This is a genomic window from Streptomyces sp. NPDC002537 (assembly GCF_053594975.1).
On sequence record NZ_JBSFWT010000074.1, the window covers coordinates 1 to 25,451 of the forward strand.

General features: G+C 68.7%; 31 protein-coding genes and 2 pseudogenes. 12 read left to right on the forward strand and 21 right to left on the reverse strand.

Annotated features, from left to right (window positions below; translation table 11 throughout):
• Positions 1-204 precede the first annotated feature (204 nt).
• The 4 genes from ACWD4A_RS27095 to ACWD4A_RS27110 all read right to left on the reverse strand — a co-directional run bounded on the left by ACWD4A_RS27095 (position 205) and on the right by ACWD4A_RS27110 (position 3,492).
• Positions 205-1,905 (reverse strand): acyl-CoA mutase large subunit family protein, encoded by a 1,701-nt coding sequence (locus ACWD4A_RS27095; protein WP_451197896.1) that lies wholly within the window; start codon positions 1,903-1,905, stop codon positions 205-207.
• 129 nt (positions 1,906-2,034) lie between these two features.
• Complete coding sequence (locus ACWD4A_RS27100) at positions 2,035-2,358, reverse strand: DUF3817 domain-containing protein (protein WP_451197898.1); 324 nt, start codon at positions 2,356-2,358, stop codon at positions 2,035-2,037.
• A 48-nt stretch (positions 2,359-2,406) separates the two neighbouring features.
• A complete protein-coding gene (locus ACWD4A_RS27105; protein WP_451197900.1) occupies positions 2,407-2,958 on the reverse strand; it encodes a MarR family winged helix-turn-helix transcriptional regulator in 552 nt (183 codons plus the stop codon).
• A gap of 183 nt (positions 2,959-3,141) precedes the next feature.
• The gene (locus ACWD4A_RS27110; RefSeq protein WP_451197901.1) at positions 3,142-3,492 is read right to left on the reverse strand and encodes a hypothetical protein; all 351 of its coding nucleotides are present in this window, start codon (positions 3,490-3,492) and stop codon (positions 3,142-3,144) included.
• A 111-nt stretch (positions 3,493-3,603) separates the two neighbouring features.
• On the opposite strand from ACWD4A_RS27110, the gene ACWD4A_RS27115 reads away from it, so the two are divergent.
• A complete protein-coding gene (locus tag ACWD4A_RS27115) occupies positions 3,604-3,795 on the forward strand; it encodes a hypothetical protein (RefSeq protein ID WP_451197903.1) in 192 nt (63 codons plus the stop codon).
• 50 nt (positions 3,796-3,845) lie between these two features.
• Here the strand turns inward: ACWD4A_RS27115 and ACWD4A_RS27120 are convergent, their stop codons facing one another.
• Both ACWD4A_RS27120 and ACWD4A_RS27125 read right to left on the reverse strand, forming a co-directional pair.
• A complete protein-coding gene (locus tag ACWD4A_RS27120) occupies positions 3,846-4,232 on the reverse strand; it encodes a hypothetical protein (protein ID WP_451197904.1) in 387 nt (128 codons plus the stop codon).
• Positions 4,232-4,456, reverse strand: coding sequence for a toxin-antitoxin system HicB family antitoxin (locus tag ACWD4A_RS27125; RefSeq protein ID WP_451197906.1), 225 nt, complete (start codon positions 4,454-4,456; stop codon positions 4,232-4,234). The genes ACWD4A_RS27120 and ACWD4A_RS27125 overlap by 1 nt, the downstream gene beginning before the upstream one ends.
• A 179-nt stretch (positions 4,457-4,635) precedes the next feature.
• Between ACWD4A_RS27125 and ACWD4A_RS27130 the strand changes: the two are divergent.
• Positions 4,636-4,821 (forward strand): annotated as a pseudogene (locus tag ACWD4A_RS27130) (TetR/AcrR family transcriptional regulator); the annotation flags it as partial.
• Here ACWD4A_RS27130 and ACWD4A_RS27135 read toward each other — a convergent pair.
• The 3 genes from ACWD4A_RS27135 to ACWD4A_RS27145 all read right to left on the reverse strand — a co-directional run bounded on the left by ACWD4A_RS27135 (position 4,814) and on the right by ACWD4A_RS27145 (position 5,766).
• The gene (locus tag ACWD4A_RS27135; protein ID WP_451197908.1) at positions 4,814-5,203 is read right to left on the reverse strand and encodes a hypothetical protein; all 390 of its coding nucleotides are present in this window, start codon (positions 5,201-5,203) and stop codon (positions 4,814-4,816) included. The pseudogene ACWD4A_RS27130 and the gene ACWD4A_RS27135 sit on opposite strands and share 8 nt — an antisense overlap.
• Positions 5,200-5,487: a hypothetical protein gene (locus ACWD4A_RS27140; RefSeq protein ID WP_451197910.1), complete on the reverse strand. Its 288-nt coding sequence runs from the start codon at positions 5,485-5,487 to the stop codon at positions 5,200-5,202. Before ACWD4A_RS27140 ends, ACWD4A_RS27135 begins: the two co-directional genes overlap by 4 nt.
• Before the next feature lie 108 nt (positions 5,488-5,595).
• Positions 5,596-5,766, reverse strand: coding sequence for a hypothetical protein (locus ACWD4A_RS27145; protein WP_451197911.1), 171 nt, complete (start codon positions 5,764-5,766; stop codon positions 5,596-5,598).
• A 152-nt stretch (positions 5,767-5,918) separates the two neighbouring features.
• Between ACWD4A_RS27145 and ACWD4A_RS27150 the strand changes: the two genes are divergently transcribed.
• Positions 5,919-6,167, forward strand: a complete 249-nt coding sequence (locus ACWD4A_RS27150; protein WP_451197913.1) for a type II toxin-antitoxin system Phd/YefM family antitoxin — start codon at positions 5,919-5,921, stop codon at positions 6,165-6,167.
• A 156-nt stretch (positions 6,168-6,323) separates the two neighbouring features.
• On the opposite strand, the gene ACWD4A_RS27155 is transcribed toward ACWD4A_RS27150, so the two are convergent.
• Both ACWD4A_RS27155 and ACWD4A_RS27160 read right to left on the reverse strand, forming a co-directional pair.
• The gene (locus tag ACWD4A_RS27155; RefSeq protein ID WP_451197915.1) at positions 6,324-6,620 is read right to left on the reverse strand and encodes an MTH1187 family thiamine-binding protein; all 297 of its coding nucleotides are present in this window, start codon (positions 6,618-6,620) and stop codon (positions 6,324-6,326) included.
• Complete coding sequence (locus ACWD4A_RS27160) at positions 6,617-6,961, reverse strand: DUF3817 domain-containing protein (protein ID WP_451197917.1); 345 nt, start codon at positions 6,959-6,961, stop codon at positions 6,617-6,619. Before ACWD4A_RS27160 ends, ACWD4A_RS27155 begins: the two co-directional genes overlap by 4 nt.
• A 161-nt stretch (positions 6,962-7,122) precedes the next feature.
• Between ACWD4A_RS27160 and ACWD4A_RS27165 the strand changes: the two genes are divergently transcribed.
• The 6 genes from ACWD4A_RS27165 (at position 7,123) to ACWD4A_RS27190 (ending at position 10,947) form a co-directional block, all read left to right on the forward strand.
• Positions 7,123-7,761 (forward strand): AIM24 family protein, encoded by a 639-nt coding sequence (locus ACWD4A_RS27165; protein WP_451197918.1) that lies wholly within the window; start codon positions 7,123-7,125, stop codon positions 7,759-7,761.
• Entirely contained in the window at positions 7,761-8,411 is a 651-nt protein-coding gene (locus ACWD4A_RS27170) for an AIM24 family protein (protein WP_451197919.1), read from the forward strand. Before ACWD4A_RS27165 ends, ACWD4A_RS27170 begins: the two co-directional genes overlap by 1 nt.
• Positions 8,408-9,172: an AIM24 family protein gene (locus ACWD4A_RS27175; protein WP_451197921.1), complete on the forward strand. Its 765-nt coding sequence runs from the start codon at positions 8,408-8,410 to the stop codon at positions 9,170-9,172. The genes ACWD4A_RS27170 and ACWD4A_RS27175 overlap by 4 nt, the downstream gene beginning before the upstream one ends.
• A 97-nt stretch (positions 9,173-9,269) precedes the next feature.
• Positions 9,270-9,746 carry a MarR family winged helix-turn-helix transcriptional regulator gene (locus tag ACWD4A_RS27180; protein WP_451197952.1) on the forward strand — a complete coding sequence of 159 codons (477 nt, stop codon included), beginning with the start codon at positions 9,270-9,272 and terminating at the stop codon, positions 9,744-9,746.
• Between the two features lie 146 nt (positions 9,747-9,892).
• Positions 9,893-10,705, forward strand: coding sequence for a helix-turn-helix domain-containing protein (locus ACWD4A_RS27185; protein ID WP_451197922.1), 813 nt, complete (start codon positions 9,893-9,895; stop codon positions 10,703-10,705).
• Positions 10,702-10,947 carry a DUF397 domain-containing protein gene (locus tag ACWD4A_RS27190; protein ID WP_451197923.1) on the forward strand — a complete coding sequence of 82 codons (246 nt, stop codon included), beginning with the start codon at positions 10,702-10,704 and terminating at the stop codon, positions 10,945-10,947. Before ACWD4A_RS27185 ends, ACWD4A_RS27190 begins: the two co-directional genes overlap by 4 nt.
• Positions 10,948-11,027: 80 nt before the next feature.
• Here the strand turns inward: ACWD4A_RS27190 and ACWD4A_RS27195 are convergent, their stop codons facing one another.
• Positions 11,028-12,215 (reverse strand): Rieske 2Fe-2S domain-containing protein, encoded by a 1,188-nt coding sequence (locus ACWD4A_RS27195; RefSeq protein ID WP_451197925.1) that lies wholly within the window; start codon positions 12,213-12,215, stop codon positions 11,028-11,030.
• Positions 12,212-13,738, reverse strand: a complete 1,527-nt coding sequence (locus tag ACWD4A_RS27200; protein WP_451197927.1) for a flavin-containing monooxygenase — start codon at positions 13,736-13,738, stop codon at positions 12,212-12,214. Before ACWD4A_RS27200 ends, ACWD4A_RS27195 begins: the two co-directional genes overlap by 4 nt.
• A 376-nt stretch (positions 13,739-14,114) precedes the next feature.
• Between ACWD4A_RS27200 and ACWD4A_RS27205 the strand changes: the two genes are divergently transcribed.
• From ACWD4A_RS27205 to ACWD4A_RS27215, 3 genes are all read left to right on the forward strand, one after another.
• The gene (locus ACWD4A_RS27205) at positions 14,115-14,828 is read left to right on the forward strand and encodes an LPXTG cell wall anchor domain-containing protein (RefSeq protein ID WP_451197953.1); all 714 of its coding nucleotides are present in this window, start codon (positions 14,115-14,117) and stop codon (positions 14,826-14,828) included.
• Positions 14,829-15,679: 851 nt separating this feature from the next.
• Positions 15,680-16,108 (forward strand): hypothetical protein, encoded by a 429-nt coding sequence (locus ACWD4A_RS27210; RefSeq protein ID WP_451197928.1) that lies wholly within the window; start codon positions 15,680-15,682, stop codon positions 16,106-16,108.
• Complete coding sequence (locus ACWD4A_RS27215) at positions 16,105-18,855, forward strand: ATP-binding protein (protein WP_451197929.1); 2,751 nt, start codon at positions 16,105-16,107, stop codon at positions 18,853-18,855. The genes ACWD4A_RS27210 and ACWD4A_RS27215 overlap by 4 nt, the downstream gene beginning before the upstream one ends.
• A gap of 224 nt (positions 18,856-19,079) precedes the next feature.
• On the opposite strand, the gene ACWD4A_RS27220 is transcribed toward ACWD4A_RS27215, so the two are convergent.
• The 8 genes and pseudogenes from ACWD4A_RS27220 to ACWD4A_RS27255 form a co-directional block, all read right to left on the reverse strand.
• A complete protein-coding gene (locus tag ACWD4A_RS27220; protein WP_451197930.1) occupies positions 19,080-19,910 on the reverse strand; it encodes a hypothetical protein in 831 nt (276 codons plus the stop codon).
• A complete protein-coding gene (locus ACWD4A_RS27225) occupies positions 19,907-20,824 on the reverse strand; it encodes an ABC transporter ATP-binding protein (protein ID WP_451197931.1) in 918 nt (305 codons plus the stop codon). The genes ACWD4A_RS27220 and ACWD4A_RS27225 overlap by 4 nt, the downstream gene beginning before the upstream one ends.
• 65 nt (positions 20,825-20,889) lie before the next feature.
• Entirely contained in the window at positions 20,890-21,189 is a 300-nt protein-coding gene (locus tag ACWD4A_RS27230; RefSeq protein ID WP_451197932.1) for a hypothetical protein, read from the reverse strand.
• A gap of 13 nt (positions 21,190-21,202) precedes the next feature.
• Entirely contained in the window at positions 21,203-21,676 is a 474-nt protein-coding gene (locus ACWD4A_RS27235; protein WP_451197933.1) for a hypothetical protein, read from the reverse strand.
• A gap of 477 nt (positions 21,677-22,153) precedes the next feature.
• Positions 22,154-22,381, reverse strand: a pseudogene (locus ACWD4A_RS27240) (hypothetical protein); the annotation flags it as partial.
• 201 nt (positions 22,382-22,582) lie between these two features.
• On the reverse strand, positions 22,583-22,840 hold the full coding sequence (locus ACWD4A_RS27245) for an acyl carrier protein (RefSeq protein ID WP_451197935.1): 258 nt from the start codon (positions 22,838-22,840) through the stop codon (positions 22,583-22,585).
• Positions 22,837-23,265 carry a hypothetical protein gene (locus ACWD4A_RS27250; protein WP_451197937.1) on the reverse strand — a complete coding sequence of 143 codons (429 nt, stop codon included), beginning with the start codon at positions 23,263-23,265 and terminating at the stop codon, positions 22,837-22,839. Before ACWD4A_RS27250 ends, ACWD4A_RS27245 begins: the two co-directional genes overlap by 4 nt.
• A gap of 191 nt (positions 23,266-23,456) precedes the next feature.
• Positions 23,457-25,352 carry a transglycosylase domain-containing protein gene (locus tag ACWD4A_RS27255; RefSeq protein WP_451197938.1) on the reverse strand — a complete coding sequence of 632 codons (1,896 nt, stop codon included), beginning with the start codon at positions 25,350-25,352 and terminating at the stop codon, positions 23,457-23,459.
• Between the last annotated feature and the right edge of the window lie 99 nt (positions 25,353-25,451).

Here is a 25,451-nt window from a genome sequence, read left to right on the forward strand (position 1 = left end):
GGACGGGCTGGAAAATCCAGCCCGTCCGGCGTTTGAGGACAACGCGGCGAAGCCGTGTTGCGGGGGCTGGGGCGCAGCCCCCCACGCGGCGGAGCCGCAAATCGACACAGCCGGGAAGGGGCGGGGTGGGGAACAAGCCCGCCGCAGGCGCGGACCGGCCCGCAGCCGGAAGGCGGGTGGCCGCCCGTCCGGCGCGAGGACCCGTCAGAACCCCGCCGGCTCCACGTACACACCCCACTCGTCCCGGAGCGCGTCACAGATCTCCCCGAGCGTCGCCTCCGCCCGCACCGCTTCGAGCATCGGCTCGATCATGTTGGAACCGTCCCGCGCGGCGGCGAGCATCGCCTTCAGCGAGGCGGTCACCCGCGCGTCGTCCCGCGCGGCCTTGCGGCCCCCGAGCACCCGCACCTGCTCGCGCTCCACCTCGTGGCTGACCCGGAGGATCTCCAGGTCGCCGGTCACGGAGCCGTGGTGGACGTTGACGCCGACGACCCGCTTCTCGTCCTTCTCCAGGGCCTGCTGGTACCGGAAGGCGCTCTCCGCGATCTCGCCGGTGAACCAGCCGTCCTCGATGCCGCGCAGGATGCCGGAGGTGATGGGGCCGATGGGGTGGGCCCCGTTCGGCACGGCGCGGGTGCCGCGTTCCTTGATCTGTTCGAAGATCTTCTCCGCGTCGGCCTCGATCCGGTCCGTCAGCTGCTCGACGTACCACGAACCGCCCAGCGGGTCCGCGACGTTGGCGACGCCCGTCTCCTCCATCAGCACCTGCTGGGTGCGGAGCGCGATCTCGGCGGCCTGCTCGCTCGGCAGGGCGAGCGTCTCGTCCAGGGCGTTGGTGTGCAGCGAGTTCGTACCGCCGAGGACGGCGGAGAGGGCCTCGACGGCGGTCCGTACGACGTTGTTGTACGGCTGCTGGGCGGTCAGCGACACGCCCGCCGTCTGCGTGTGGAAGCGGAGCCACTGCGCCTTGTCGGTCCGCGCGCCGTACACGTCGCGCATCCAGCGCGCCCAAATGCGGCGGGCCGCACGGAACTTCGCGATCTCCTCGAAGAAGTCGAGGTGCGCGTCGAAGAAGAAGGAGAGACCGGGGGCGAAGGTGTCGACGTCGAGGCCGCGGGACAGCCCGAGCTCGACGTAGCCGAAGCCGTCGGCGAGGGTGTACGCGAGCTCCTGCGCGGCCGTCGCGCCCGCCTCGCGGATGTGGTAGCCGGAGACGGAGAGCGGCTTGTAGGCGGGGATGGCGCGGGTGCAGTGCTCCATCAGGTCGCCGATCAGGCGCAGATGGGGCTCGGGCGGGAAGAGCCACTCCTTCTGGGCGATGTACTCCTTGAAGATGTCCGTCTGGAGGGTGCCGTTGAGGACGGCCGGGTCGACGCCCTGCCGCTCGGCGGCGACCAGGTACATGCAGAAGACGGGAACGGCGGGCCCGCTGATCGTCATCGAGGTGGTGACGTCGCCGAGCGGGATGTCCTTGAAGAGGACCTCCATGTCGGCGGCGGAGTCGATGGCCACGCCGCAGTGGCCGACCTCGCCGAGGGAGCGCGGGTCGTCGGAGTCGCGGCCCATGAGCGTCGGCATGTCGAAGGCGACGGAGAGACCGCCGCCGCCGGCCGCGAGGATCATCTTGTAGCGCTCGTTGGTCTGCTCGGCGTTGCCGAAGCCCGCGAACTGGCGGATGGTCCAGGTGCGGCCGCGGTAGCCGGTCGGGTGCAGACCGCGCGTGAAGGGGTACTCCCCCGGCCAGCCGATCCGCTCGAATCCCTCGTACGTGTCACCCGGGCGCGGCCCGTAGACCGGCTCCACGGGGTCGCCGGAGAGCGTGGTGAAGTCCGCGTCCCGCTTGCGGGCCTTGTCGTAGCGCGCCTGCCAACGCTCGCGCCCTGCCTCGATCGCCGCTGCGTCCATGGTGCTTCCGACCGCCTCTCCGCGCCCCGGCTCGATTTACTAGGACGTCCTAGTAAATCGTCGCGCAACAAAGCCCCGAACACAAGAGCTGTCCGGGGCCGTGCCGCGCGCGTCGCGCGAAAGAGCGGGTCAGGCTGTGGCTTCCGCCGCGACCAGGGGCTCCAGGTCGCGCGTGGCCTTGCGCTCGACGAAGAACGCCGCCGTCGGGATGGTGCCCGCGATCAGCACCCACACCAGCCGGCCGAAGGGCCACTTGGCCTTCGAGGCCATGTCGAAGGCGAAGACCAGGTAGAGGACATAGAGCCAGCCGTGCGCGATGGCGACGACGCGGACCGGACCCGAGACGTCCATGTCCAGCCCGTACTTGGCGATCATGCCGATCGTCAGAAGGATCAGCAGCACACCCGTGACGTACGCCAGGACGCGGTAGCGGGTCAGCACGCTTTGTTTCATGCCCACGAGCGTAACCGCCCGTTCCGGGGCGATCTTCGCCACCCCCGGCTATGCCTCGGACGTGTCGCCCGCCGCGTCACCCGTCGTGTCGGAAGGCTCCGCGAAGTCCTCCGCCGCCACCCGCAGCGGCCGCAGCAACTCGAAGATCTCCCCGCACTGCCCGGCGTCGTACGCCCCGAGCCCGAAGTCCATGGCCATCAGATCGCGGGTGGCCGCCTCGACCACCTCCCGGCCCTTGTCGGTGATCGACGCGAGCGTGCCACGGCCGTCGTTGGGATTGGGCCGCTTGGCGACGAGGCCGGAGACGACGAGCCGGTCGACCGTGTTGGTGACCGACGTCGGGTGCACCATCAGCCGCTCGCCGATCTTCGACATCGGCAGCTCGCCCGCCCGGCTGAAGGTGAGCAGCACCAGGGCCTCGTAGCGGGCGAAGGTCAGCCCGTACGGCTTGACGACCGCGTCGACCTGGCCGAGGAGGATCTGGTGGGCGCGCATGATCGAGGTGATCGCGGCCATCGACGGCACGGATCCCCAGCGGTGCTTCCAGAGTTCGTCGGCGCGGGCGATGGGATCGAAGGAGAGGCTGAGCGGCTTCGGCACGTGGCGAGCCTACCGTCAGGCAACATCACGGCCACCGCCATCTCACCCTGCGGACGCCCTCCCGTCAGGCCCAGACCCCGCGACCGGGTTTCCGGACCCCTCAGCTCCCGGACTGCCCCGCGCCGCGCACTCTCGCCACCGACCCCCGGGCCTCTCGGCTTCCGCGAGCGCCCTCTCGGCCTCTCAGCCCTCGGACGGTCCCGCGTCCGCTTCCCGCACGTCGCGCACCAGCTCCACCGCGGCCCGCAGACTCAGCCCCGGCTGCGCCTGGCGCAGCGCCTTGACGGCGTGCAGTTCCTGCTTCCGCGCGTCGACCCCGGCCTCGGCGAGGATGCCGCGCACCCACTCCGCCCGCACTTCCCGCTCGGGCCGCGCCGCGTACCGCTCGATCAGCGCGACGGCCCGCTCCAGCCCGGCCCGCTCCTCTTCCCCGGCCCCGGCGAGCGCCTCGCACACGGCCTCGGCGATCGCCTGCGAGTCCCGCAGCACGACGACCTGCTCATCGGCGGTGGCGGCCTTCTTCCCCAGAAACACGGTGTTCCCCCCTGCGACTCTCACTGATCAGGACATGATCAGTGAGCGAGAGCGTACGACACCCCGCGCCCCCGGCCCGACCACGGCCGCGCCGACGGCTGTGGAAGTCGTATGCATGACTGCAGGGTGCCGAGCGGCGGGCGGCACCGCCATGGGTACCGGCTCCTGGCCCCCGTCCGCGCGGTGGCGTCTGCGCTCGTGGGCGTGGAACTGCACGAGGACGTGGACCCGGGCGGCGCGGAGCGGGCCCTCACAGCACTGGAACAACACGAAGCCGCACGAGGACGGCTCGGTATCGACTGACCCTCACGCAGCCAATTCCACAGGCCCGGCCCAAGGCGCGCACCGCGCACTCAGCGCGCCGCCCAGGACCGCAACAGCCCGGCCGTCGTACGCAGTGTGTGCGTGTTGTCACTGATGCCCGCGACGAGTTGGGCCAGGCCACCCATCGGGGGCTTGACCGGCTCGCCTGACTCTCGCATATAGCGGACGGCCAGGGCGCTCCCGACCAGGCCGTTGTAGTCGGCCAGCGGACGGGCCGTGACGAACATCTGGAGCAGCACCGCGGCGCGGACCGGCGTCTCGACGTAGAAGGGCTCACCCGCGTGCAGTTCGTAGGCATGGCGGTACACCGCTGCCGCGAGCGCGCCCCAGTCGTCGACACGGATCTCGCGCCCGGACCGCTCCTCGAACTGCTGGAGGGATTCCTCGATCCAGCGGGCGTCGATGCGCAGGAACATCAGCGGTCACCGACCCCGAAGGCTTCCTCGAACTCGGGCAGCAACTCGACCATGTCGTCGACGAGTCCGGAGACGAACGCGTCACGCACCGGATCGACCTCGCTCTCGACCAAGCCGGAGACGTAAGCCTGCAAGCTCACCCCCATACGGTCAGCGCGCGCCTTGAGCAATGTGTGAGTGAGTGGATCCACCCGGACGTTCAGCTGCTTCTGCTCTGTCGCCATACGGTCGATGCTAGCAATTGCTAGCCCCCTTGACAGGGAAACGCAAAAGCCCGGCTCAAGGTGCGCGCCGCACACCCCGAGCCGGGCCCCGGACCGACCAGGACGGTCAGCCCTCCGCGAGATACCTCTCGACCGTTTCGACCTTCGACGTCAGCCCGTCCGTGACCCCCGGCGCGACGGGCCTGGCGCGGGCAGTGGCTTCATCCTTCGTGGGCCTGGAACTCTACGAGGGCGTGGACCCGGCGGGCGCGGAACGGGCCTTCACGACCCTGGAGCAACTGGCGGGCTTGGCTGAGGCGTTGGAGGAGCTGGGGCCGGTGGCGCAGAGGGTGGTGCGGTCGCGTCTGCGACGCCGGGTCAGCTGACAGGCTCGCTGTCGATGCGTGCGTCGATGCGCTTGTACGTGTCCGGGGTACGGGTCAGGACCGGCAGGCCGGAGCGGAGTGCCAGGTGCGCGGCGTGGCCGGTGGCGATGTCGGTTGCCCGCTCGTGGGCGATCTGGGCCGCCGCCCAGCACGACGCCTCGTCCAGGGGCCGGAAGACGAAGCACGGTGCGCTCAGCAGATCATGGAGCTGTTGCTCGACCTCGGAGAGCGCACTGTCCGAGAGCCCTTGGGCGAAAGCGGCCGCGGGGACGTAGAGCGGCTGCGCCACTTCCACGGAACGGAACACCCGGGCGGCCATGTAGATGCTGCCGTGAGCGAGCGCGCGCACCGCAGTGTGGTCCAGGACGTACCCGGTGTTCACGCGGCGTGCTTCCCCTCGGCAGAGGCGAAACCACGGCGCTCGTCGGCCGCCTTGACGGCGGCCAGCGCCGCATCCCATCCGCCCGGGTTCTCGGCCTGCGCCCGGTCGACCAGCCAGTCCACGGCACGCTGGGCCCGCTCGGCCTGAGCCAGCTTGGCGGTGACGGCGTCCTCGATCCAGGCGGACGTGGACGCCGCCTCGTCCCGACTGCTCGCCGAGACGAGGCGCTCGACCTCGGCGACCTTGCGCTCGTCCAGCGTGATGGTGATCTTCTTCTTCGCCATATGGTCACCATACTCATGCCATACCTGACGAGGGAGGGGTTTCCCGCATGTCGTGCACGGACGCGTCGTAGGGAGAGGCACGCCTGCCCCCTAGGTCCGCGTCCATAACTAGGTTGCCGCCGCCAGGAATTGGACCAAGGCAACAGCGCCCGCGAACAGGTAGTCGGTGAGGCCACTGTTGGCCGCATGGTCGTCGGCCAGGGCCGGGGCGGGTACGGCCAGGGCGAGGACTCCCAGGGTGAGGGCTGCGGTGGTGGCGGCACGGCGGAAGGTACTCACAGGGGCACTCCTGAACGGGGACGGTGACCGGCATTCCGGATCGCCAGGCGATGCTGCCCCGCGCGACGAGCCGCACGCCTCCGCCTGGGGGCGCGCGGGAGCCTTCGGAGGGAGCCCCCCGCCAGCCGCCCGCCACACCGCACACTCACGCCATGAGTGACACACTGCCGATCGCCGAGGCCCGCGCCCGCCTCGGGATGCTCGTCCACCGGGTCTCGCGCGCCCGCGAGCGCATCACGATCACGGATCACGGCCGGCCCGCAGCGGTGCTGATCAGTCCGCAGGAGCTCGCCGCCCTTGAGGACGCCCTCGCGCCGGCCCGGTACCGGGAGCGCCGAGCCGTCGGCACGGCGGTCGGGGTGCCGCACGATGCCGTGCGGACGCGGCTCGGCATCGGCTGACTCCCGCTCGCGATCAGCGGTCGCCCGACTCGAAGGCCTCCTCGAACTCGGGCAGCCGACGCCTCCGCGTGGAGGCCCGGAAGCACAAAGACCCGGCTCGAAGCACCGCGCAGCGCGCCGCACACCCCGAGCCGGGCCCCGGACCGACCAGGACGGTCAGCCCTCCGCGAGATACCTCTCGACCGTTTCGACCTTCGACGTCAGCCCGTTCGTGACCCCCGGGCGGATGTCCGCCTTGAGGACCAGGGACACCCGCCCGCACCGCGCCTCGACCGCCGCGACGGCGCGCTTGACGACGTCCATGACCTCGTCCCATTCACCCTCGATGGAGGTGAACATGGCGTCCGTACGGTTGGGCAGGCCGGACTCGCGGACGACGCGGACCGCGTCCGCCACGTACTCGCCGACGTCCTCGCCGGCGCCGAGCGGGGAGACGGAGAAAGCGACGATCATGCGCTGATCACGCCTTCCTTGCGGGCGCGGGCGGCGATGACGCTCGCCTCGGCCTCGCGGCGGAGCATGCGCTCGGCGAAGAAGCCGCCGGTGGGGAGGACGGAGAGGACGAAGTAGAGGGCGGCGGTCTTGACGCTCCACTTGGTCTTGTTCCAGGCGTCCGCCCAGAAAATCACGTAGATGATGAAGAGGATCCCGTGGATCGCCCCCATCGCGGGCACCGCGTTGAAGTCGGTGGTCCGCTTGAGCACGGAGCAGACGATCAGGAGCAGGAAGGAGATGGCCTCCGGAGCGGAGACCAGTCGGAGCCGGCGCAGGGCGGAGGCGGTCTTGATGTCCACGGGGGCACCTTCGTGGTCGAGTGGCGGGACGACTACGGCTTGTGAGGGTATTCACAAGCCCGGCGGCCATTCTCGCAGGCGCGATGTCGATCTGTAGATCCGGGTCCGTTCCGGGACAAAGGGCCTGTCGAACCGGTACACAGTGCGACTAGCGTCGGGACGTGGCTCAGTTTCGGCTCCAAGGGAGCAAAGTTCTCGCCGTCGATCTCTCCGGGGACACGGTCAAGGCCAAGAACGGCGCGATGGTCGCGTACGACGGCGAGATGTCATTCAAGAAGTTGACCGGTGGCGGCGACGGCCTGCGCGGCATGGTCACCCGTCGGCTCACCGGCGAACAGATGGCGGTCATGGAGGTGAAGGGGCGCGGCACCTGCTATTTCGCGGACCGCGCGAGCGAGATCAACCTCGTCACGCTGCACGGCGAGACGCTGTACGTGGAGTCCAGCAACCTCCTGTGCACGGACGGCGGCCTCCGCACCGGCACCACGTTCACCGGCCTGCGCGGCGCCTCGCAGGGCAACGGCTTCTTCACGACCACGGTCGAGGGCACCGGCCAGGCGGCGATCATGTCGGACGGCACGGCGATCGTGCTGCGCGTGACGCCGAGCATGCCGCTCCAGGTCGACCCGGGGGCGTACATCGCCCACACCGGCAGGCTGAAGCAGCATTTCCAGTCGGGGGTCAATTTCCGGACGTTCATCGGCGAGGGCTCGGGCGAGGCCTTCCAGATCCGCTTCGAGGGCGACGGCCTGGTGTACGTCCAGCCCAGCGAGCGCAACACGATCGGGGGCGACCTCTGATGCCGTTCCGGCTCCTCAATTCCCGCATGGTCGAGGCTCAGGTGCGCCCCGGGCAGCGCATGTTCAGCCAGCGCGGCGCCATGCTCGCGTACAAGGGGAACGTCAATTTCACGCCCAGCATCACCGGCGGCCAGGGCGGCGTGATGAGCATGATCGGCCGCCGGATCGCCAACGAGGCGACGCCGTTGATGACGGTCGAGGGCGACGGCACGGTGATGTTCGGCCACGGCGGCCACCACGTGCACGTCATCGAGCTCAACGGCGAGACGCTCTACGTGGAGGCCGACCGCCTGCTCGCCTTCGACGGCACGCTCCGGCAGGGCACGATGTTCATGGGCTCGCAGGGCGGTGTGATGGGCATGGTCCGCGGCCAGGTCACCGGCCAGGGCCTGTTCACGACGACCCTCCAGGGCAAGGGCGACGTCGCCGTCATGGCCCACGGTGGCTTCATCGAGCTGCCGATCGTGCCGGGCCGCCCGGTCCACGTCGACCCGCAGGCGTACGTGGCCCACCGCGGCGAGGTGCGCAACAAGCTGTCGACGGCCATCGGCTGGCGGGAAATGGTCGGTCGCGGTTCCGGAGAGGCGTTCCAGCTCGAACTGTCGGGCCAGGGCACGGTGTACGTACAGGCGTCGGAGGAGAAGCTGTGAACGGTCCCGCCATCCATGACGCACAGACGCTTCCGGCCGACGACAACGTCAATCCGTATGCCTTCAGCGTGGATCTCAACGGCCGGTGGTTCCTGCAGAAGGGCAAGATGATCGCCTATTACGGGCGCATCGACTTCCACGGCATCGGCCACGGCGTACTGGAGCACCTCATCGCGGGCAGCTTCCATTCGCCGCTGCACGCGGCGGACTGGGTGGTCGCCGAGGGCCAGGGCAAGATGCTGCTGGCCGACCGGAGCTTCGACGTCAATTCCTACGACCTGGACGACGGCAATCTCACGGTCCGCTCGGGCAATCTGCTGGCCTTCGAACCGTCGCTCACGCTGAAGCAGTCCATCATTCCGGGCTTCCTCACCCTGCTCGGCACGGGCAAATTCGTGGCCGCGTCGAACGGCCCCGTCGTCTTCGCCGAACCCCCGATCCGCGTCGACCCCCAGGCGCTGGTCGGCTGGGCGGACTGCCCCTCGCCCTGCCACCACTATGACCATCACTATCTGAAGGGCGTGTTCGGCGGCGTACGGGCCTATACGGGGCTCGGCGGTGTTTCGGGCGAGGAGCACCAATTCGAGTTCGTCGGCGCCGGTACGGTGCTGCTGCAGTCGACGGAGCAGCTGATGGCCGACATTCCGACCGGCGAGGCCCCCGAGCAGGACGGCGTCCCGAACGCAAGCCCGCATAATCAGCCATCTATGCCCCGCATGCCCGGCCAGCTAGGGGACCTCCAGCGCCGCTTCGGGCTGTGAGCGGTACCCTGCGGAGGGTGACGTCGAACGCCTGACCTCTCACCTCACCCATATTGGTTAATGATTCAACTTTCTTAGGTAGAATTCCTCTATGTCTATGGACACCGAGAACGGCACTCGCTGGCTCAGCGAAGAGGAACAGCGCGCGTGGCGCGCCCACCTGGATGTCAGCAGACTGCTGATGCACCAGCTCGAACGGGACCTTCAGCCCTTCGGCCTGACCAACAACGACTACGAGATCCTGGTGAACCTCTCGGAGTCGGAGGGGCACCGGATGCGGATGAGCGACCTCGCCACGGCCACTCTCCAGTCCAAGAGCCGCCTCTCCCACCAGATCACCCGCATGGAGAACGCCGGCCTGGTCCGCCGGGAGAACTGCGAGTCCGACCGCCGCGGGCTCTACGCCGTCCTCACCGAGCAGGGCTGGGAGACCATGCGCAAGGTGGCTCCGCACCATGTCGCATCCGTCCGCGAGCACTTCATCGACCTGCTCGGCGAACCCGAACTCAAGGCGCTCTACTCGTCCTTGTCCCCCATCGCACAGCACCTGCGCTCCACACGCGGCCGGGTCTGACCGTACGGCGGGGCACCCTGCGCGGTGCCCCGCCGTAGCATTTCCCTCACCCGTACGTGGCAAATTGATTCGAACTCGACGCGTTCGACACTTGCCGCTCCTAGCCTCCGTTGATACGGAAGGACCTAGGAACAGGTGGGGTGTCGATGACGAGCCTACTGACCGAGCCGCCGATCGCCTGGCGGTACTGCGGCAACCAGATGAAGCTCTGGCGCACCGAAGCGGGCGTCAGCCGCGAGCAGTTGGCGGAGGAGGCGGGGTACGTCTCCGAGACCATCAAGTCCATGGAGCAGGGTCGGCGCAAGCCGACGCTCCATGTCCTGGAGATCGCCGACGAAATGTGCGGCGCGCGGGGGAAGCTGAAGGCGGCGTATGTGTATCTGCTGCCGGACAAGGCGCCCTCGCGGGCGCACGCCTTCCTGAACGCGGAGGCGGAGGCCGTCGTCCTCCACTCGTACCAGACACTTCTCATCCCTGGACTGCTCCAGACCGAGGAGTACGCGCGGGCCCTCATGGGCAACCAGTGCCCGATCCTCGACGAAGAGACGATCGAGAAGTGGGTGCAAGCCCGAGTTCAGCGGCAAAACATGCTGGCAGAGAAGCCGACTGCTATGTACACCTTCGTCATCTACGCGGCCGCACTGCGCACCGGAGTAGGCGGGCCGGGGGCTATGAAGCGGCAACTGCGACACCTACTCGAACTCAGCGAGCTCCCCAACGTGTTCATTCACGTTCTCCCGGAAGACCGGGGCGCCCATGGGTGGCTCAATGGCCCGATGGTCATCCTGGAGAACGTCGAGCACGAGCGTTACGTGTACACGGAGAGCCAGGAGGTCAGCACGCTGATCTCGGATCTGGACAAGATCAGCTCCTTCTCCATGCGTTACGGCATGCTCCAGGCCCAAGCTCTCAACGCCGAGGAATCGGCGGAGTTCATCAGGAAGTTGGCGGAGGAATGACGATCGGTATGCTGGCGTGGTTCAAGTCCAGCTACAGCGATGGCGGAGGCGGGGACTGCGTCGAAATCGCCGCCGCTTGGTTCAAGTCCAGCCACAGCGACGAGGAAGGCGCCGAGTGTGTCGAAATCGCCGCCCTCCCCCAAGCCATCCACATACGCGACTCAAAGCACCAGCACGGACCCCGACTCGCTGTCCCCGCCGCCGCCTGGGCGCACTTCGTGAGTCATGCCGGCACCCGTTGACCCGAAGATCAACAGGGCCGCGGCCATGACGAACAAACCCAACCGCTTCAGCATCGGCCCTCCCGCTCGTTCACTTACCGTCACCTGCGCCGCGTCAGGGCGCGGCGCAGGATGAACAGAGTGTGCCCGATGGGCAGTTGGAGGCGGCGCCGCACGCCGACAACCGACCCCACCGAGCGGCCACCCGAACCCGAGTCCGACATGGGCACCCCCAAAACCGGGCCCGGGACGGGCGGAAGGTTGCGGCGGTAGAAGCGCCGATAGGCGCGCACGGTGGGGCCGTCCGTCGCCGACCAGAGATCCTTGGGCACCGGGCGCATCCAGCGCAGGATGTCGAAGTCGGCATGGTGGTTGCGCCTGACCAGGCGCCACAGGCCCGCCGCCCAGAGCCGGTTGACCGGCCAGAGCAGCCAGTCGGGGCCGAATTTCCTGACGACCAGCATCCAGGTCGCGATCGTGACACCGGGCCGTACGGGGCTCATGGCGGCGACGAAGGCCATCCGGTGGGGCTTGCCGTCGGGCTCGGGGCCCAGTTGCTGGACGACCACGGCGGTGGTCGGGTTCGCCATGGAGACCATGACGCGCGGGCGGAAGCGGTGGATGCGGAGGTCGCCCGAGTCGTCGGCGGGCTGGATGCGGAACGAGAAGTGGCGCCCCTCGTCCCGCAGCGGGACCGAGACCATCGGGTGCCCTTTGCTGTGCGTGTAGGCCCAGTGCGCGGCGTCGGTGACGTGCTCACCGATCGGGAGCAGGTCCGCGTGGCACACGAGCACCTCGCCGGCCAGGAAGAGATGGCGGCGGCGGTCCTCGGCGAAGCCCAGCTCGCTCATGGGCTCCGGGGTCCCCGGCCCGTGCCAGAACCAGATGACACCCGCCAGCTCGGTCACGGGAAGGCCGCGTTGCACGGCCCTGGCGGGAATCCGTTCCGCGCCGGGGATCTTCCGGCACACGCCCTCCCTGTCGAACTCCCAGGCGTGGAAGCCGCAGACGAGCCTGTCCTCGCGCACGTGCCCGCACCGGCCGAGGTCGGCGCCCATGTGACAGCACTGGCTGTCGATCATGCCGACCTGCCCGTCGCGGGTACGGAACAGCGCGTACTGCCGGTCCATGTAGGTGACGGGGACCACCTGGCCGGGGCGGAGGTGCTTGCTGAAGCGGGCGAAGTACCAGCCGACGGGGGACGGTTCCTGCTCCCCGGCACGTCCGACGGGCCGCAGGCTGTCGAGCTCCCGGTCGTACGGCCGTGGCCTGGGGCGCCGCCGCGTCATGTGGTGATTCCTTCCTTGTCTGCCAGGGGGCCGGGGTCCGCGGCGGGTGCGTGGCAGGTGTAGGCGGTGGGGTCGAAGTGGTTCAGGCGGCGGACGAGTCGGCCGGTGGACCAGGGCCAGCAGAAGGTGTTGCGCCCGTGGGAGCCGATGTAGTAGCTGGAGCAGCCGCCGGTGTTGTAGACGGTGGTCCCGAGCGCCTCCTGCACCGCGGCGTTGTGGTCGGCCTGGACGTCCGGCCGTACGTCCAGGGAGGTGTGGCCGGTGCGGCGCAGGTGGGTCATCGCGGCGCAGACGTACGCGAGTTGGGCTTCCAGGACGCTGATGGCGGAGGTGGAGCCGGCGAGGAGGTTGGGGCCCAGGAGGAGGAAGAGGTTGGGGAAGCCGCTGACGCTGGTGCCGAGATAGGCCTCGGGGCCGTCCTTGTCCCAGGTCTCGTGCAGCGTCCGGCCGTCAGCGCCGTACAGGCCACGGGCCAGCGGCAGCTCGCCCATGCGGAAGCCCGTGGCGGTGATCACCACGTCGGCCTCGGCCGCCGTGCCGTCGGCGCCGATGACGTGCCGGCCGCGTACGGCGGTGACGGCGGTGGGGTGGAGGTGGACGTGGGGCCGGGTCAGTGCGGGGTAGAACGTGCTGGAGGTCAGCAGGCGTTTGCAGCCCAGGCGGTAGTCGGGTGTCAGCGCCCGGCGCAGTGCCCGGTCGCGTACCGCGAGCCGTAGATGGGCGCGGGCCGCGGCCTGCACGGGGCCTACGAGACGTGGGTGGCGGAAGGTGTAGCCGAAGCCCTCCTGGAGGCCGTACTGCCCGGCGCGCAGGGCGCGTTGCAGGACCGGTGCGCGGTCCAGGCACCGGTTGAGGGCCGGAGGGAGCGGAAGGTCGGGTCTGGGCAGCAGCCACTGGGCGGTGCGCTGGAAGAGGTGCACGACCGCGGCCCGGTCCTGGACGGCCGGGACGATCTGGACCGCCGAGGCGCCGCCGCCGACCACGGCGACGCGGCGGCCGGTGAGGTCCACGGAGTGGTCCCACTCGGCGGTGTGGAACACCGGCCCGGGGAACGCGTCGAGCCCCGGCACGTCGAGCCGTCGCGGCTCGTGCCACGGTCCGGTGGCCAGCACCAGCGCCGCGGCGCTGTACGCGCCGTCACTGGTCTCCAGCCGCCAGCACCGTCCGCCTCGGTCCCAGTCGGCGCGCAGGACGCGGACGCCGCACCGCAGCACGTCGCCGACCCCGTAACGGTCCGCGGTCGCCCGCAGGTAGGCGTGGATCTCCCGCTGCCCGGCGAAGGTTCTGCTCCAGCCCGGGTTCGGGGTGAAGGAATAGGAATACAGCGAGGACGGGACGTCACACGCGCAGCCGGGATAGGTATTGTCCCGCCACGTTCCCCCGAGTTGCCCGGCTTTCTCCAGCACCACGAGGTCGCGGAAACCCTCCTGACGCAATCGGATGGCGGCACCGATACCGGAGAATCCGGCACCGACCACGACCACCTGCACATCACGACGCGGAAGCTCGGACGGCGACAACACGGAACCCCCATGGTGGCGAGACTCCGACCGGCCCTCCCCGAGGCCGACGGCACCAACAGCGTGGGGGAAACGGAAGGTCCCCGTCAGGGCGTGAACCACGTGCGCGGAGGGTTGCCCTGCGCGGTCGGGGGGCGCGCGGCGGGAATCGCACTCCCGCGCACCGGCCGTCCTCTTCTCCTCCCCGGCCTTCGCCGCCGACAGCGGCCAGCCCACCGCCGCTTCGACGGCGGAGAAGCCGGCGGAGCAGAGCACGGAAAAGGCCACTGACGAGACCACGGACAAGGCGGCGGACAAGGCGGCGGAGACGAAGCCGGCCGAGCAGCCCGCGCCCGAGACCCCGAAGCGGGGCTCGCAGGAGGAGCAGGACCGCGTCGCGATCGCCAAGATGCTCGCGGACGAGAACATCGGCAAGGGCCTCCACCGCGAGGCGCAGAAGGCGCTGAACGGCACCGCCGAGGACCTGCGCCGCTTCCTGGAGACCGGTCAGTACAAGGCCCGCGACGAGGACAACCGCTTCGCGATCCTCCGGATGATCGCCGACCACAACAACCCCGGTCCGGGCCTCCAGGCCGCCGCGCAGGAGGCGCTCAACGGCACCGCCGAGGACCGGGTCCGCTTCCTGGAGACCGGCCAGCACACCGCCCGCCGGGCAGACAACCGGGTGCGCGTCTTCCAGATCCTCAGTACCGGTGGCCCGGCCGTGAAGGCGGCCGCCAAGGCCGCGCTGCAGGGCACCCCGGAGGACATCGAACGCTTCCTGGAGACCGGCCGGTACGAGGCCGCCGCCAAGGACAAGGCGGACGAGGAAGCCGCGAAGCGCAAGGACGAGGACGCGAAGAAGGACGGCGACAAGGACACCAAGCCCGCCGACGACAAGGCGCAGAAGCAGGGCAACGGCACCGACGCCAAGCCCGCGACCACGACCGCGACGTCCGGCAACAAGGCCAAGCCGGCCGGCGACGGCACCGAACTCGCCTCCACCGGCGCGGGTTCGGCCACCTCGTGGGCCATCGGCGGCGCCACCGTCGCACTCGGCGCGGGCGGCGCCTTCCTCCTCGCGGCCCGCCGCCGCGACTCCGCCCAGCGCTGACGCGCCAGGAGAAGGGGTGCCCACGGACAGGGTTCCCCTTCTCCGCCGAGGGGACTCAGCCCCAGCCGATGCCCACGCCGTACAACAGCCCCGAGGCGGCGTGCACAGTGACGGGCACGACCGCGCCGATCACTCTCGATCCGACCTGCCGGAGATCCCGCCGCGATCGCCGCGATCCACGCGGCACTCCTGTCCATGCTCGACCGCGGGACGCCACATCATCAACACCGGTTCCCTCTCGGCCAAGATGGAGCCCTGGGGTGCACAGGGCCGCTGCCTCCGCCAAGGTGGCCCTCGCCTCACCGACCGAGACACTCGCCGCCGAGCACGGCAGCAGCGACTGCGGTTCAGCGCCGTCAACCCCGGCTGCTGCACCGACCGCCGCCCGGTGCAGCAAGCCGGGATGTGTCAAGGTCCCGGTTCAGGGCGAATCTTGCTTGCCGACCGGATTCCCGCCCGGAAGCTCACCAGCCGACCTCGCCGGGACCCTGTCTATCTGGTAGTGCATGCGCCTGCGCCCTTCCCCATACCCCAGGCCGACGACCGGCCTCTTGATCGTCGGGCCACTGTAGAGGACCTTAGGGAACCCGTACGACAGACACATGAGCGACTCACGACTCGCCATACGCCCCCGCACGCCACGCGTGAGCGGGTCGGCCTTCCAGCTACGCGCGTCAACTCGACCTCGCAGCCATGAAATAGACCGAGGCGCAGCGGACTGGCACCCACCTCCGGGGGCAGCGGTACAACATGCCACCAAGGAAATTCGTGAGGACAGCCATTACCCCCCAAGAGGCGAGCGGACGCCATTACAGTGGTAACCCTCGGAGTTCTGATCGGGGGAGCAGTGCATGGATCCGCCCGTCGCCCAAGTCGGTAGTGCAATCGTCGCCGCAGCCGCCTCGGATGCCTGGCGACAGGCAAGTAACGCTGTGTCAAACCTGTTCCGGCGGGCCCATCCGGAGCGTGCCGAGGAAATCGACACCAAGCTGAGCGAGTTACGGGCCGAAGCGCTTGAGGCGCGCGGCGAGCAAGGCTCCGAAATGGAAAGGGCGCTGGAGACTCTCTGGACCCTACGACTCCGACGGCTCCTCACCGAAAATCCGCAACTCACCTCGGAAACGCAAAGGATTCTGGACGAGGAGATAATTCCTGTACTGGATCCGCACGCGCGGCATCGCGCCGCTTCGTTCACTCAGAACGTGCAGGGAAGCCAACAGAGTCAAATCATCCAGGCCGGCGGGGATGTTGTGGTCCGAGCCCAGCCGCCCCAGCCGTGATCCCGCACGACGATGAGCCGCCGCCGGGCGCCCGACAGGACGTGCGCGCATCCGACGGTAGCGAGATCATTCAGGTCGCCCAGGGCGACTACGTCAAGTACGAGAACAACCTCCCTGGCGATGCGCTGTCACGGCTCTCGTCCGCAGCACATCCCATGCTCAAGTACACCCTCATGCGTGACGTGCCATATTTCGTCCCGCGCAAGGAACTTAATGAATTGCTCGCCTTCATTGACACGCGGTGCGCGGTACGGGTGTATGTGCTCAGCGGAATGCCCGGCGTAGGTAAGTCCGCTTTGGCGACCCATGTGGCGCACCAGCTAGCGGAACGGTTCCCAGACAGACTCTTCCACGTGTCCTTGGGGGCGCACACTCCAGGCCGCACCGCTGCGAAAGCCACGGACGTCCTGGCCGCTCTCCTCGCGCGCCTGGGCATAGCTCCCGAGCATCTGCCCGACACAGTTGAGGAGCGTTCATGCCTGTGGCGGTCGCGCCTCCATGGCAAGCGCGTTCTCCTCATTCTGGACGGCGCGGCGGGAAGCGAGCAGATCGAGCCGTTGCTGCCCAGCAGCCCGGATTGCCTGACCCTGGTGACGAGCCGCCGACGCCTGTCCGCCCTCGACGGCGTGCAGTCTCTGGTACTGGACGTGTTGTCACCCGGCCAAGCAGTGAGCCTGTTCGCCAAGAACGCCAACCGAACCATTCGCAAGACCGATACGAGGGCAGTCAAGAGCATCGTGAAGAGGTGCGGGCACCTGCCCCTCGCCATCGTCCTACTGGCCCGTCGTCTCGCCCACCATCCCACGTGGACTGTCAGTCGACTCGCAAGCGACTTCGCCGAGACGGATCGGCGTCTCGAAGAGCTGGGTGTCGAGAACAGGAGCGTCGCCGCAGCCTTCGACATGTCCTACCGCGACCTGCTGCCCGAAGTACAGCGGCTCTTCCGTCGCCTCGGTCTGCATCCCGGAGCAGAACTGGACGCTCACGCGGTGGCCGCCCTTGACGACATACCTCTGCCACAGGCTCATGCCGCGCTGGAGAGCCTTTACAACGATCACCTCCTGGAGGAGGGGACCCAGGGTCGCTTCCATTTCCACGACCTGTTGTGCGAGTTTTCTCGCACGCTCGGCACACGTGATACAGCCGAGGACCGAGCTCGGTCCATTGAACGCTTGTTGAACTACTACGAGTTCACGGCCGCATGCGCGACTCGAGAAGTCGCCGCACGCCACCATCTGCGCCTCGACGTCGATACGTCACCGTCCGCAGTGCCAACGCTGACCAGCCGGGGAAAGGCACTGGGGTGGCTCCGTACGGAGCTCACCAACCTGCTCGCCTGTGTGGATATGGCTCTCGCGCTGGCAGAGCATACGCATGTCGTTCGTATGGCTTCTGCGATGGCCGTTTACCTGCGCTTGGAGGGGCCTTGGCCGAAGGCGGATGCCGTAAGCAGCATGGCAGTCTCCTCTGCGAGATGCCTCGGAGATCGTGGAGTGGAGGCCGATGCCTTGGTCGAGTTGGCCAGAATCCGCCTCCTGATGTGTAAACGCTCGTCCTGCCGCGATCTCCTGGGTGAGGCCATGGCCCTGTACACGGACATGGGTGATCGTCTTGGGGTGGCCATCACGTCCCATGAACTCGGTACTGCTGCAAGAGAGGAGGGGAATTATCCAGAGGCGGAGGAACACCTGTACAGGGGCTTGGTCGGATTTCGCGCGGTGGGCCGTGAAGGCTACCCATGGGAATCGGCGGCGCTCACCGGTCTCGGGCGTGTCAGCGGAATGATGGACCGTCACACAGAGGCTGTCGGACTGTTGCTACCCGCGTTGATCAGTTGCCGCCTGGTCTGCGACCGCAACGGAGAGGCAAGCGTTCTCCGCGAACTCGGCCGGGTGTACGCGTTGATGAGTAAGTTCAACGAGTCCATTGGGTTGCAGAAGAAGGCTCTGACTCTCTACGAAATTCATGGCTCTCGTCAGGAACAGGCCGGTACGCTGCTCACTCTTGGGACCCCCCTTTTCAACACCGGCAAATTTCAGGAAGCCACCCTTCTTGCGAAGCGTTCGCTCGCCCTGTTCATGGAACAAGGCAGTCTGTACGGGCAGGCTGCGGCTCTCTTGGAACTGGGCCGTATTCGAGAAGTGGCGGGAGAATATGCGGCTTCGGCTTCCCTGCACAAACAAGCACTGGACCTCTACCGCTCGATCGGATCCCGCCAGGGAGAAGCGAACGCCCGTAATGAGCTCGGGCGCGTCCAATGCTGGTTGAGTGACTACGGAAAGGCGGGCGAACTCCTCGATCAGGCACTGCGAATCTATCAGGATATCGGTGAGCGGCATGGTGAGGCGAGCGCCCTCAACGATCTCGGTATCCTTCACCACCTCAACGGCGATCCCACGAAGGCGTTTGGCCCGGTCGAGAAATCGCTGGAGATCGCCAGGAACGTCGGGCACCGGATCGGGGAGGTGGAGGCACTGGTCAACCTGGGCGGGTTATCGTTACGGCACGGCGATGCCGACCCCTTAGCGGCACTCGACCGTTACACGCAGGCACGTGACACGGCACGCGAGTTGTGCACGCCTCTCCACGAGGCGCGGGCGCTCGAAGGCGCTGCCGCCTGCTACCAGCAGGTGGGGAACCGGGAGGCCACGCTGGCTGCCCTCCGGGAAGCCCACCGCATCTACGGGGAATTGGGCCTCACTCATGCGGCATCGGCGTGCAAGGCAGTCATGGAACGACTCCGCTAGGAGGCCCCAGCGCTCCGGAACGGTGTTGCCCGATCCACCAGCTCCTGGTTCAGCCCTTCTTGCGGGCTGGCACCTGGTAGGCGCTGCCGCGGCCACCAGCAGTGCCAACGCGGCGGCCGCATGAGCCCCGACCAGAGCAGCCGCCGGCGTCAGCCGCGGATTCCGGGAGACGTGCCCGCACCCCTGTCCTCGCCCAGGGTGAACCGCCCGGGTTCAGCCGCCCGTCAGACATCGCGGCGCGCGTACGCGACCCCGCCCGCGATCGCCACGGCCACCGTGAACGCACAGAAGATCACAAGCCCGAGCGCGGGATGGATCTCGCTGCCGAGCAGCGCCTTGGCGAACCCGGCGTCCTCCGAGTCGCCCCGGACGCAGTACAGCGCGGCGCGTGCGGCGGCAAAGGGGAGGTACTCCGAGGCGCCCGACAGCCCGGGGAGCTTGCCGAGGAGGAAGCCCACCAGCCGTTCCAGGGCCAGGGGCCACAGCAGCAGGAACATCACGACGGGCAAGCGGTGCCGGATCAGGGCGGTGAGCCCTGCCGCGAGCGCGGGCCAGCAGAGCATCACGACGGCGAAGACCGCGAGCGGGGCTGCCAGTCCGGGCCAGTCCGGCAGGGGCGCACCGCGTACGGCGAGCATCACGCTCGCGATCAGCGCGCTCAGCAGCGTCGCGCCGAGCGCGGTCGCCGCCGCCGCTCCCGACGTGACCGCGAGCTTCGCCACGTATGCGGTGCGGCGTGAGGAGAGGGTGAGGAAGGTCGTCCGGGCGGCGTGGTGCGCGTACTCCGCGGAGACGGCCGTCGCCCCGAGGGCGAAGAGGAGGAACGCGGACATCGGTGCCTGGGAGGCGAGGGGCGCAAATTGGAGGACGTCCGCCATCGCGGTGAGCGAATAGTCCTTGAGGCCGATGTCGATGCCGTTCCCGATGCCGATCAGGAGGACGAGACCGGCGAGGATCCACGGCGAGCGCAGCGCTGACAGCCGTTTCCACTCGTATCGCAGTGCCCGCGCGGCGCACGAGCGGTGCGCCGCCCCGAGCGGGGCCATAGTGGTCATGGTGTGCTGAACTCCTGTTCCGCGACGGAGAGGTAGAACTCCTCGACGGACGAGGTCTCCTCCCCCAGCCAGTACAGCGGGATGCCGTGGTCGGCGGCGAGGTGCCCGACCTGGCGCCGGTCGAGTCCGGTGATCCGCGCCCGTCCGGCATCGAGCGACTCCAGACCCGCCCCGAGCGCTACGACGGCTGCCGCGAGCCGCTCCGGCTGCGGGCTCTCCACGATGACGTGGCGCCCGGCCCGCCGCGCGATGTCGTCCACCGTGGATTGCGCCGTGACGCGGCCACGCGCCATCACCACGACGCGGTCGGCCAGTTGGTCGATCTCCGCCAGCAGGTGGCTGGAGAGGAGCACGGCGCCGCCCTCGTCGGCGAAGCGCCGCAGCGTTTCCCGCAGCCAGGCGATGGAGTGGGGGTCGAGGCCGTTGAAGGGTTCGTCCAGCACCAGGACCCGGGGCGAGCCCAGGAGCGCCTGCGCCAGACCGACGCGCTGCCCCATACCGAGGGACAACTGGCCGAGCCGGTGCCCGGCGGCCTGTTCGAGCCCTACGCGGGCCAGGGCCGGGCCCACGTTCCCGGCGGGGACGCCGAGGCCGTGCGCCACCATGGTGAGGTGATCGCGGAGCCGGTGCCGCGGGTGGCCGCCGACGCCGCCGAGCACGGCTCCGACGACCTGTCCGGGGCTGTGCCAGTCGCTCAACGGGCGTCCGAGGAATCTGGTTTCACCCTGTCCTCGCGCGAGCCCCAGCATCAGCCGGAGCGTGGTGGTCTTGCCCGCGCCGTTCGCCCCCAGCAGGCCGGTCACCGAGCCCTCGGGCACCGAGAAGGAGACCCCGTCGACGACCTTCTTCCCCCGGTAGGTCCTGGCGAGTCCGGAGGCGGTGAGCAGGGCTGCCCCGGGATGCGGTTCCGACATGGCGGACCGGCCTTTCGGATAAGGGCCGACCGACCCACAGCGGGATCGGCCGGCCGGCATGACACTCAGTCCCACCCGATGCCCAGGCCGTACAGCAGGCCCGAGGCGGCGTGGACGGTGACGGGTACGACCGCCCCGTTCCACGGTGCGCGCCGTCGCGCGGCGCACAGCGCGAGGGCGAGGGCGGGCCCCACCCAGCCGAGTACGTAGAGGATCACGGTGATCCCGTCGAAGCGGTCGAAGAAGCTCGCCACGCGCCCTACCCGCGACAGCAGGCACAAGCACGAGAAGACGAGTGCCGAGCTCCACAGGTTCGCCTCGAGCGACTTGGGGCCGCGCACGCTGCTCCCGTCCTGACGTGTCATGGTGTCAGCGCCTTCAGCCGATCAGCTGGCCGACGACCCAGTCGATCGCGTCCGCGCCGCTGGCGGCGATGGCGATCCGCACGGGGTGGTACCAGGCCAGACCGTCGACCCACTTCTTGAAGGACTTGGTGCCGCCCTTCGCCGCGTTCACGGCCGACTTGTAGAACTTCGGGCCCTGCTTCTTGATGGCGTTGAGCAGGGCCTTGCCCGCGCTGCTGGCGGCGCTGCGCTTCACTCGCGGCGAGGTCTCGCCCTCCGCCACCGCCTCGACGGCGGCCCGGCCCTCGCCCTGGAGCTCCGCGGAGATCTCGGGGGTGGCCAGCAGCTGACGCGCCTGGGCGGCGCTGAGCTCGGGCTGCGCGGCCGGGGCGGACTGGGCGGCGGGAGCGCGGTTCACATCGGCGGCACTGGCGGCCGGGGCGGCGATACCGAAGGCGACCGCGGCCATCGCGGTGGCGGCGGAAATGCGCAGAGTCTTGCGGTTCACGTACTATTCCTCCTTGCGTAACAGGACGCCCGCGCCCTCGCTCAGCTCGCCAAAGATGGTCGGGGTGCGGGTGTCCCACCGCACACAGAGGGCAGTGATCCGGACTTGGATCACTGCCCTCTCGCGTACGGCGAATCGACTTCTTGATCATATATTGACGATCTTCTTACTCGTCAAGGGTTGACCCAAGGGCCCCTCACCCTTCAAACCCTCAGAACGTTCCGGGAATTGATTGATTCCTTAACTTCTCAGTTCCGGAAGGCCAGGACCGCGTTGTGTCCGCCGAAGCCGAACGTGTTACTGACCGCCACGTCGACGTGCTGCTCCCGCGCGGTCTTGGACACCACGTCCGATTCGATGTCCGGGTCGAGGGAATCGAGGTTGGCCGTCGGGGGGACCAGTTGTCGTTGGAGTGTTGGGGGCGTGCGGGAGGGCGCGGGCGGTGAGGGCGGCCTCGGTGGAGTCGTTGAGGCGGGTCGCGGTGCCGTGCGCGTTGACGTGGTCCACCTCGTGGGGAGCGACACCGGCCTGAGCCGGCGCCGTCGTCAACGCGGCCTCGGCGGCGGGCATGTTGGGGAGCGTCTTGGAGATCAGGGTCGGCGGGACCGTTTCGGGCCCGTCCCGGAGCAGGTCGCCGTGGGCGTCCTCGCCCACCCGCCGGCCGCCGAAGCAGGTACCGATGACGACGGCCACCCGGGTGCCGTCCCAGCTCTCGGGGTCGAGGCCCGCGTCACGTACGCCCTCGCGCGCGGCGGCGACGAACTGCGCGCAGCGGTCCGTACGTCACAGGGCCCGGCCTTCGAGGTGCTCCTCGGGTACGAAGTCCGGGACGCGGCAGGAGAAGTCGACAGGCAGGCCGGAGAGGGCTCACCATGCCGAGACCGGTCACGGCGGCCTCGGGGCGGTTCACCGCCCGGATTCCACGGCCCGCAGCGCGAGCTTCGTGTCCAGCGTGGCCACCAGCTCGGCGACCGTGTGCCGCGAGGTCACCTCGTCCTCGCCGACCCTGACCCCCAGGTCCCGGCCCAGGGTGAAGAGCAGTTCGACGACGTCCAGCGAGTCCAGGTCCAGGGAGACCAGAGGGGCTTCGGGGGCGAACTTCTCGGGACGCACCTTGAACTTGCCCGTCAGGGCGGCTTCCACGGTCTCGTATGCAGAGGTCATGCCGTTCCTCCTCCTGTCGTCGAGCGACTGCGGAATACGTAGTCGCCGGTCTTCGCCACGCTCCGGAGCACGCCCCGGACGCGATCGGCGAATTCGGTGACGCTCGCGGTGGCAATCTCCGTCCCGGGATAGCGTGCGGTCAACCGCACTCCTTCATGGGTGCGGTTGACCCGGGAAAGCACCTCCGGACCAGGGGCCGGGCGTTCCATTCGTTCCACCGCCGTGTCCCGGAAGCCACCGCCCGCGTCATGACAGGCTTCCTCGACCGCGTCGTTCACGGACACCGCGTCGGCGTCGACGGTGAACCGGTCCGTTCCCGCGTCCGTCGTACGGAATCCGCTGCGCAGGGTCTCATGGCGTTCGGTCCACAGCCGCAGCGTCCCGCGGAACGTCTCGACGTCCAAAGGCCCGGGGAGCTCGAACACGAACCCCATCCACAGCGGGATCTTCTCCTGGTTGTACGAGAGCGGGGTACTCGGAAAGCGTCGTCATCAGCACCGGGACACCCTGCCCGGCCGGGGCCCAGCCCATGGGGCGCGGCCCGGTCTTGGACACGGACGGGTGGATCGGAGCCGGAACCGATGGCATGCCCCGCCTCCATGCCGTAAAGCGGTGCTCAGGCCCGGGGCGTCGCGTTCGTGTAGTCCGCCCAGATGGTTTCCGGGAAGCCGTTGCCCCGTTGTTCCGTGTCGCCGCCCACGTCGGACATCGGCAGCAGCCTGCCGTCCTCGGGCTTCATGCGGAACATGGTCACCGCCGTGGAGAGCTCCTTCGTACAGCCCACGTACCAGGCCGACTTGAGACGGTCCTGGTCGCCGGTGCGGCCCGCGCCGTGGAGCGCGTCCGCGACGTCGTCGGCCACGTGCTTCGGCAGGGCGCGGCGCGCCTTCGCGCGGCTTTCGAAACCGCCCACCGGTTCACCGCCCTTGCTGAGTTTGGTGACGGAATAGGGGTCGTTCTGGAGACCGTGGTTGGCGAATGTCCCGTACGCGCCGGCCATGCGGATCGCGCTCGGCGTGGACGTGCCGACAGGAAAGGAATCGTCCAGCGGGGCCATGCTGTCCTTGAGCAGGCCGGCCCGGATCGCGATGTCCCGCACCGCGCCGAATCCCACTTCCTTGCCGAGGCGCGCGTATGTGGCGTTGCCGCCCTTGGTGAGGGCCTGGCGGAGGCTGGGGTGGGAATCGTCCGGCTGGGAATCCCCCGACGGTTTCTCCAGGGTGCCGTTGATTCCGTAGAAGCTGTCGGCTTCGACGTCCCGCCGTTCGCCGTCCTTGGTTTCCGCGCCGTTCTGGAGGGCCGCCGCGAGGACGAACGGTTTGAAGGCGGAGCCGACCGGCACGCCGGACGTATCGGCGTTGTTGGTGAAGTGCTTGGTCGCGTCGGGGCCTCCGTAGAGGGCGAGGATCGCGCCGTCGGAGGGGCGTACGGACGCGGCGCCGACCTGGACGTCCTCGTCGGCCGATCGCTTCTTCGGGTCGATGTTCCGGTCCAGGACACCCTGGACGGATTTGGTCAGTTGCTCGACCCGGGCCTTGTCGAAGGTGGTGTGGATTTTGTAGCCGCCGTGCGCGAGATCCTGGTCGGTCAGCATCGAGTGCGCCTTGATGTATTTGTTGGCGACGTCGACGAGATAGCCGGTCTGGCCACCGAGGCTGGTGGACATGGACTGCCGGTGCGGCTCCGGGAAGGTCCGGTATTTGTCCCGCTCCTCCCGGGACAGCAGACCGGCCTTCACCTCCCGGTCGAGAATCCATTTCCAGCGGTCCTCGGCACGTTGGTGATTGTTCTTGCTCGTGGCCGGATCGTAGAGCTCGGCGCCCTTCAACAGGGAGGCCAGTAAGGCCCCTTGGCCCGGGTCGAGCTTCTTCGCGGGAATGCCGTAGTACGCCTGCGCGGCGGCCTCGATGCCGTACGCGCCGCGGCCGAACCAGCTGGTGTTGAGATAGCCCTGGAGAACCTCCTTCTTGCTCTTGGTCCGGTCGACCTTGAGCGAGATGATGAACTCCTTCGCCTTGCGGGTGACGGTCTGTTCCTGCGAGAGGTACGTGTTCTTCACGTACTGCTGGGTGATGGTCGAACCGCCCTCGGTCTCCTTGCCCTGGACCGCGCTGACGACCGCGCGCGAGATGCCCTTGAGGGAGACGCCGCGGTCGCTCCAGAAACTCTCGTTCTCGGCGGCGATGACCGCGTTCTGCGCGGATTCCGGTATGTCGGACAGGCGGACGAGCTGACGGTTCACCTTGCCCATGCTGACCATCTGGGTGCCGTCCGCCCAGAAATAGGTGTTGGCCTCCTGGACGGCGGCCGCGTTCTCGTCGGGTATGTCCACGCTCGCGTACACCCAGGCGAACAGGCCCGCCAGACCGCCCACGCACAGCGTGAAGGCGCTCAGCCACTGCCGCCACGACGGAAGCCAGCGGCGCACCCCGCGCTTGCCGTGCCGCGGGTAGTCGATGAACCGCTTGCCGCCCGTATCCCGTTTCTGCCGCTTCTGCCGCCGCTTGCCCAAGGTCCAACCGCTCCCGGATATCGGTGTTGTCGTCAGAGACGGTGGGAGGGCGGGGAGCGGTTGGCTGTTTTGTATGAGCGTTGTGTGACGGGTGAGATG